Here is a 6752-nt window from a genome sequence, read left to right on the forward strand (position 1 = left end):
TGCCACACTCCTCTGTTTCCCGAAGCCCAGGGGTAAAGAGAGGCAGAGCCTCCGCACCTGCATTACCAGGCAGAGCGAAAGTAACGAGCAATTGACCCTCTTAAAAACAGGTACAAGTCCCAGACTTAAGTCGTGGACTTCCCAAATTTTAGACTGTTTAAGCTCCCAGATTTATCTATAGAGTAAATCTCAAATCTAAAATCTAAAATTAACAGAGTTTAAGCCGCTACTTTTGCTCTCACTTGACTTACAAAGTTTGACAGCATTTGCAATCCTGTAGTGGAAGATTTTTCGGGGTGAAATTGTACGGCCATTAGATTATCTTTAGCTATCGCCGCCGTCACTGTCTGACTTCCATGTGTCACCACCGCAGCTTTCACTGTTGACTCCACCGGATCGACATAATAGGAATGCACTAAATAAACCCAAGGTTGAGATGAAAGATTTTGCCAAAGTGGCAAATGGGGTTGAGTAAATTCTAATTGATTCCATCCCATGTGCGGAATGGTTAACCCCGGTTCCGATCGAAATCGGCGCACTTTTCCGGCAATAATTCCCAATCCCGGTTCTGTACCTTCTTCGGAACTGTCAAACAGCATTTGCAAACCCAAACAGATGCCTAAAAAGGGTTTCCCCGAGGCGATCGCACTTTTTATCGGTTCTATCAAATTGTGCGATCGTAAATTCTGCATTGCCGGGTCAAACGAACCAACTCCCGGCAAAACCACCGCATCAGCCTGCTCGATTATAGCAGGAGAATCTGTAATTTTTGGCACTGCACCCACATTTTCCAAGCCTTTACAGACTGAGTGCAGATTGCCCATGTCATAGTCTACTACTGCAATGACAGACATTGACTTACTTGCCTTATATTATCAATATCAGTATTATTGCACAAATATGACGGCGAAAATCCTGCTAACCTCATTTGATACGTGGCTTCCTCATCAGAAATCCAACTCTTCCGACGACTTATTAGCCAAGATTTCGCAAATTCAATTTTTGCCTTATTCCTTAACTTTTTTGAGAAAACTACCAGTAGATTTTCAGGAAGCGCCGAATTTGGCGATCGCCCAAATCAACCAACTCCAACCCGACACTATTATCTGCTGCGGCATGGCCGAGAGTCGGCAAAAATTAACCGTAGAATCTTGCGCTTGTTGCGCTCGCGACACTCGGAAAACAGCAGTTAATCTCGAACCGCTAGTCGCTGATTTAGCTGCAACCGAAATCAGTCACGAAGCCGGAAAATTTGTATGCGAAGCCCTATATTATGCGGTTTTAAAACATATTTGCGATTCTCAAATAGCCGCTAAATGTATTTTCGTCCACGTACCAATTTTAACTGATGAAAACACCGACAAGATTGTCGCCAATTTTTTATTAGTTATGCGACGCCTAACTCTAGCGGCTAATAAATAGGTCGCTTTAATCTGAGATATTGCACCATTGTCAATAAGTCTTGGAGGGGCGGGCAGGATGCCCACCCCACAAGAAAACTCAGTCTTTGTGGAACAGGCATCTTGCCTGTTATTGACAATACTACAAGATGTAAGTCTAATTTAACTTAAAAATTTGTTTAGTATTCAGAAACCCGGACTTTTAAAGAAACCGGGTTTCTCAGTGTTAGTTTTTTTTACTAACAACTGCCAACTGCCAAGTCATTAGCCGCCGTAATTCCAACCGGTGCTTTCTAGCAGCAACGGATTGCCTTCTCGGTGGACGCCTGCAGCCACAACTTCTCCCACATAAACCGTGTGATCCCCGTGTTCCACAGAACCGACAACTTTGCACTCGACGTAACCCAGAGAATCCGAGATAATCGGACAACCAGTTTCCGCGCCGGGATAAAATTCTACATCCTCAAATTTATTGCCAACGCGGCGCTGCTGCTTGAAGAATTTCTGGGCTAACTCTTTTTGCCCTGCTTCTAGGAAACTCAAAGCAAAGACACCGCTAGCTTTGATCATGGCGTGGGATTTGGAGTCTTGCTTGACGCAGTTGACAACTAAGGGAGGGGTAAAGGAAGATTGCATCACCCAGCTAGCGGTGAAACCGTTGACTTCCTCCCCGTCTTTGACACCGCAGATGTACAATCCGTGAGGGATTTTCCGCAAGATGGTCTTTTTAGCTTGTTCGTCTAGCACGGGCTTACCTGTTCGATCGATAATTCTACACCGCTCAGTTTACCAATGTCGGGCCCACAAACCCACCTGTCTTAAGGGCTATTCGCTAATATTGCCTTTTGCGAGCCCAAACTTGACACCAGTTTTAAGTGACAATTAACAACCCACAACTATTATGAAACTCCGTGCTTTTTAAACCAATCTTGCATTTGTTTCCAAGCATCCTTAGCTTCTTTTTCCCGGTAAGTGGGGCGATAGTCGGCGTTAAAACCGTGCGGCGCATCTGGATAAAGCACGATTTCGGAACCGCTGCTGCCAGTTTTGAGAACTTCCTGCATTTTCTCGACTGTATCGTTGGGAATTGAGGTGTCTTTGCCGCCGTAAAGCCCCAATACGGGCACTTTCAAACTGGCTGCAATGTCGATCGGCTGTTTGGGAGTTAAATCCGTAGAATTGCCCACCACACGCCCGTACCAAGCAACTCCCGCTTTGACTTTCGGGTTGTGGGAAGAGTACAGCCAAACAATTCTGCCACCCCAGCAAAATCCTGTAATTCCCAACTTATTAGTATTGCCTTTTCCTGACTTTTGTGCCCACTCTACGGTAGCATCTAAATCAGACATAACTTGAGCGTCAGGAACTTTCGAGACAACTTTACTAATAATTTCTTGAACCTCGGTGAGTTTAGAAACATCACCTTGACGGGCAAACATTTCTGGGGCGATCGCTAAATAACCTAATTTGGCCAAACGGCGACAAATATCTTGGAGGTGGGCGTGAACTCCGAAGATTTCTTGAATTACTAAAATTACTGGAAAATTGCTGCCGCTAGCTGGCATGGCTCTGTATGCTGGAATTGAGCCGTCTTTTACAGGAATTTTTACCTCACCTGCTATTAAACCTGCAGCATCCGTATTGATAACGGCAGCGGCAATAGGATGAACTGCTAAGGCAAATCCGGCGCTTAATGCGGTGACAGTAATAAATTGTCTGCGAGTTAAATCAGTCATGGCGATTTTAGATTTTAGATTTTAGATTTTAGATTGGGGAATTGGGAATTGGGAATTGGTAATTGGTTATTTCATAATTGCTCCTTCTTCCCTCTTCCCTCTTCCTTCTTCCTTCTTCCTTCTTCCTTCGAGGGTCTAAAAAGCCGATCGTGCTCTGGATGGTACAAGCGCGATCGTCCTTCTGCTGATTTTCCCAACGCCGGACTAATCACATACATTGTCGTTCTGATCAAATTATTTTCGCGGGTAGCAACTGCCATTTTGTCAAGGGGAACTAGCACAATTTTTTCATCGGGCCAGCCCAACCGATAACAAATGGCTACAGGCAAATCCGATGGGTAATGTTCCATCAATTTAGCTTGAGCTTGTTCGACATGGCGGGCACTCAAATACAGACACAAACTCGCTTGATGAGCCGCTAAACTCGCCAATTCTTCGCGTTCCGGTACTTCGGTTCTGCCGCTAATTCGCGTCAAAATAATTGTCTGCACAACTCCCGGAACTGTCAACTCAATTTTAAGTTTAGCTGCCGCAAGTTGGAAAGCACTAATTCCCGGAATTACCTCAAAAGCAATTCCCTCGGAAGCCAAAGCTTGCATTTGTTCGCCGACAGCCCCGTAGAGACAGGGATCGCCCGAATGGAGGCGGACGACGCTTTTCCCGTCGCGCACTCGTTCCACCATCAAAGGTACAATCTCTTCAAGGGTCTTATCCGCAGTTTGGATCACTTCAGCATCCGCGCGCACCCCCTGCAAAATTTGCTCTGGGACTAGGGAATCAGCAAATAATATGACATCGGCTGCAGCCAATAATTTTTGAGCCTTAACAGTCAACAAATCCGGGTCTCCCGGCCCTGCACCTACAATGTATACCCCTGGAATTAGGGATTCAATCTCTGTCAAACTCATGGCTGCTAAAAAATTTGCTAAATTTACGAACGCTTCCGGATGTACCTATTTTGGTTGGAAGTAAGAGATGGTAGATGCACCCTGGTTTTGAACCCTAGAGACTAACCTCTCTGGGGTTTTTTATTGATCCTCTGGCAATTTCTGAGTGATTTTTGCCCGATCGTTATTGGGGGAGACAACATCGGGTAAAGGTCGATCGAGTAAATAAAGCCAAGCTAACCCACCCAAGCCTAAAACAATCCCAGTCAAGCTTACCATTTGTGCCGCCCGCAGCGGCCCGAACATCAAACTATCAGTTCGAAACCCTTCAATCCATACTCGACCGGAACTGTAAGCTGCGATATAAATCCAAAATAAAGCACCAATTTTCAATCGAATTTTTCCCTGCAAATCGCGGAAAAACAAAGTCATAAGCAACCCAAATACTGTCAAATTCCACAGAGATTCGTAGAGAAATGTGGGATGGAAGTATTCAAAATTAGCGTAGGCGGGCGGGCGGCTGTTGGGGGGAATATAGAGTTTCCAAGGCAAATCCGTAGGACTGCCAAAAGCTTCCGAGTTAAAGAAATTTCCCCAGCGTCCGATCGCCTGACCGAGAATTGCCGATGGCGCGATTAAATCTGCCAATTGCCAAAAAGAAACTCGCTGAATTTTCGCAAAAATTAAAGCTGCGATCGTCCCCCCCAAAATCGCCCCGTGAATGGCAATTCCGCCTTTCCAAATCGCAATAATATCCTCTGGCCTCTGGGCGTATTGCTGCCACTCGAAAGCCACGTAATAAAGTCGAGCACAGGGAATAGCGCCCAGAACCAGCCAAATTGCCAAATCGCCCAGCAATTCCGGGTTAACGCGGCGTTTTTGGGCCAAGTATTGGGAGAGACTGACCCCAATCAAGACGGCAGAAGCTATCAACAGCCCGTACCAGCGAATGGCTACGGGGCCAAGTTGAAAGATAATCGGGCCCGGCGATGTAAATTGAAACGCTAAGGGCAACGCAAGAATATTTAGCACCATAAAAGTTGCATTAATTGTGATGGAAAGCTGTCAAATTTGCATACCCTTTCACAAACTCCAGAGTTTATTTTAGGTGGGTGCGGTCATTTACACGCAATATTTGGGGAATTTAGCCGAAAATTCACTTTGTTGCGGACACATCCAGACGGCGGTTGAAACCGCGTCTACACGACCGAAGTCCGCCTCCGCGGACTGAAGAAAACAAAGTAATTTTAACCGCCCGGTCTTCAACCTGCGGAGGCGGGTTTTGTCTGTAGAGACGCGGTTTCAACCGCCCGGTCTTCTTTATGAGGATTAAGGGCAGCTTTGGTCGAGAAGTTTTAAGATAGAGGGTGGCTTTAAATTTTCTAATGACCTATGTCTCCTACTTCCGTTTCTCAGGTGTACTCTTCTGGTAATTCCAAGGGTGCGAATCAGTCTCGCAAGACTGCTGCTTTGGCTGTTGAGTCGGGTAAAATTCCGCCCTTGCTGGGGGCCAGTTTGGCTGAGTTAACGGAGTGGGTGCAGCAAAATGGGCAACCTGCTTATCGCGGAAAGCAGTTGTACCAGTGGATTTATGAGAAAGGTGCGCGATCGATCTCTGACATTTCTGTATTCTCGAAACAGTGGCGCGAGACTGTTGCTAAAATTCCGATCGGGCGATCGACCATTCATTATCGATCGGTCGCACCAGACGCCACGGTAAAGTATCTCCTAAAATTGGCAGACGGTCAAATCATTGAAACAGTCGGCATTCCCACCGATAAACGGCTGACTGTGTGCGTCTCAGCGCAAGTTGGCTGCGCGATGGGATGCGACTTTTGCGCTACTGGGAAAGGCGGTTTCAAGCGCAATTTAGAAGTAAACGAAATCGTCGATCAAGTCTTGACAGTACAGCAAGATTTCGGCCGCCGAGTCAGCCACATCGTATTTATGGGAATGGGCGAACCCCTGCTGAATTTCGATAATGTTGTAGCTGCTGTCAAGTGTTTGAATCAAGACGTAGGAATTGGGCAGCGAAACATCACCATTTCCACAGTAGGAATTCGCAATCGCATCAGCCAACTAGCCGAACATCAACTGCAAGTTACCCTCGCCGTCAGCCTCCACGCTTCCAATCAAAGATTGCGCGAAGAGTTGATTCCTAGCGCCCGCCCTTATCCTTTGGGTGAGTTAATTGCAGAATGCCGTGAATATGTGCGATCGACTGGACGCAGATTGAGTTTTGAATACGTACTTTTAGCCGGTGTGAATGACTTACCGGAACACGCAGCCGAGTTAGCAAGTCAGTTGCGCGGTTTTCAGTGTCACGTCAATTTGATTCCTTACAATCCGATTCAGGAAGCTGAATATAAGCGACCGACTCCCAATCGAATTAATAGTTTCGTTGCGACTTTGAAGGAAAAGAAAATTGCAGTTAGCGTGCGCTATTCTCGCGGCTTAGAAGCAGATGCAGCCTGCGGACAATTGCGGGCCTCAGAGGTTTAGCCGTAGGGTGCGTCAGATTGCATGATTTTATCAAAAATCGACAAGCTACGATCTGACGCACCCTACTACTAGCTGTTAGGTAAAATTATCGTAGGGTGCGTCAGATTGCATGATTTTATCAAAAATCGACAAGCTACGATCTGACGCACCCTACTAGCTGTTAGGTAAAATTATCGTAGGGTGCGTCAGATTGCATGATTTTATCAAAAATCGACAAGCTACGATCT

The 6752-nt window shown here is 46.1% G+C and carries 7 protein-coding genes; 2 read left to right on the plus strand and 5 right to left on the minus strand.

Annotation, left to right across the window (positions count from 1 at the left end):
• Window positions 1-218: 218 nt before the first annotated feature.
• Entirely contained in the window at window positions 219-854 is a 636-nt protein-coding gene (gene hisH, locus QUB77_RS09765; protein ID WP_333171800.1) for an imidazole glycerol phosphate synthase subunit HisH, read from the minus strand.
• Here hisH and QUB77_RS09770 point away from each other — a divergent pair.
• A complete protein-coding gene (locus QUB77_RS09770; RefSeq protein ID WP_445251728.1) occupies window positions 844-1422 on the plus strand; it encodes a pyroglutamyl-peptidase I family protein in 579 nt (192 codons plus the stop codon). The two genes, hisH and QUB77_RS09770, sit on opposite strands and share 11 nt — an antisense overlap.
• A 242-nt stretch (window positions 1423-1664) precedes the next feature.
• Here the strand turns inward: QUB77_RS09770 and QUB77_RS09775 are convergent, their stop codons facing one another.
• The 4 genes from QUB77_RS09775 to lgt form a co-directional block, all read right to left on the minus strand.
• Window positions 1665-2147: a flavin reductase family protein gene (locus QUB77_RS09775; protein ID WP_333171802.1), complete on the minus strand. Its 483-nt coding sequence runs from the start codon at window positions 2145-2147 to the stop codon at window positions 1665-1667.
• A gap of 152 nt (window positions 2148-2299) precedes the next feature.
• Window positions 2300-3136 (minus strand): dienelactone hydrolase family protein, encoded by an 837-nt coding sequence (locus QUB77_RS09780; protein ID WP_333171804.1) that lies wholly within the window; start codon window positions 3134-3136, stop codon window positions 2300-2302.
• A 71-nt stretch (window positions 3137-3207) separates the two neighbouring features.
• A complete protein-coding gene (gene cobM / locus QUB77_RS09785; protein WP_333171806.1) occupies window positions 3208-4044 on the minus strand; it encodes a precorrin-4 C(11)-methyltransferase in 837 nt (278 codons plus the stop codon).
• Between the two features lie 120 nt (window positions 4045-4164).
• On the minus strand, window positions 4165-5058 hold the full coding sequence (gene lgt / locus QUB77_RS09790; RefSeq protein ID WP_333171808.1) for a prolipoprotein diacylglyceryl transferase: 894 nt from the start codon (window positions 5056-5058) through the stop codon (window positions 4165-4167).
• Window positions 5059-5415: 357 nt separating this feature from the next.
• Here lgt and rlmN point away from each other — a divergent pair, with 357 nt between their 5' ends.
• Window positions 5416-6525: a 23S rRNA (adenine(2503)-C(2))-methyltransferase RlmN gene (rlmN, locus tag QUB77_RS09795; RefSeq protein WP_333171810.1), complete on the plus strand. Its 1110-nt coding sequence runs from the start codon at window positions 5416-5418 to the stop codon at window positions 6523-6525.
• Window positions 6526-6752 lie beyond the last annotated feature (227 nt).

The organism is Microcoleus sp. AT9b-C3 (assembly GCF_036705485.1).
Classification (GTDB): Bacteria; Cyanobacteriota; Cyanobacteriia; order Cyanobacteriales; family Microcoleaceae; genus Microcoleus.

Bases quoted from the DNA above. Each gene is read 5' to 3' on its own strand.
- QUB77_RS09770 (WP_445251728.1), top strand. From the start codon at position 844: ATGACAGACATTGACTTACTTGCCTTATATTATCAATATCAGTATTAT.
- hisH (WP_333171800.1), bottom strand. From the start codon at position 854: ATGTCTGTCATTGCAGTAGTAGACTATGACATGGGCAATCTGCACTCA.
- QUB77_RS09780 (WP_333171804.1), bottom strand. From the start codon at position 3,136: ATGACTGATTTAACTCGCAGACAATTTATTACTGTCACCGCATTAAGC.
- cobM (WP_333171806.1), bottom strand. From the start codon at position 4,044: ATGAGTTTGACAGAGATTGAATCCCTAATTCCAGGGGTATACATTGTA.
- lgt (WP_333171808.1), bottom strand. From the start codon at position 5,058: ATGGTGCTAAATATTCTTGCGTTGCCCTTAGCGTTTCAATTTACATCG.
- rlmN (WP_333171810.1), top strand. From the start codon at position 5,416: ATGTCTCCTACTTCCGTTTCTCAGGTGTACTCTTCTGGTAATTCCAAG.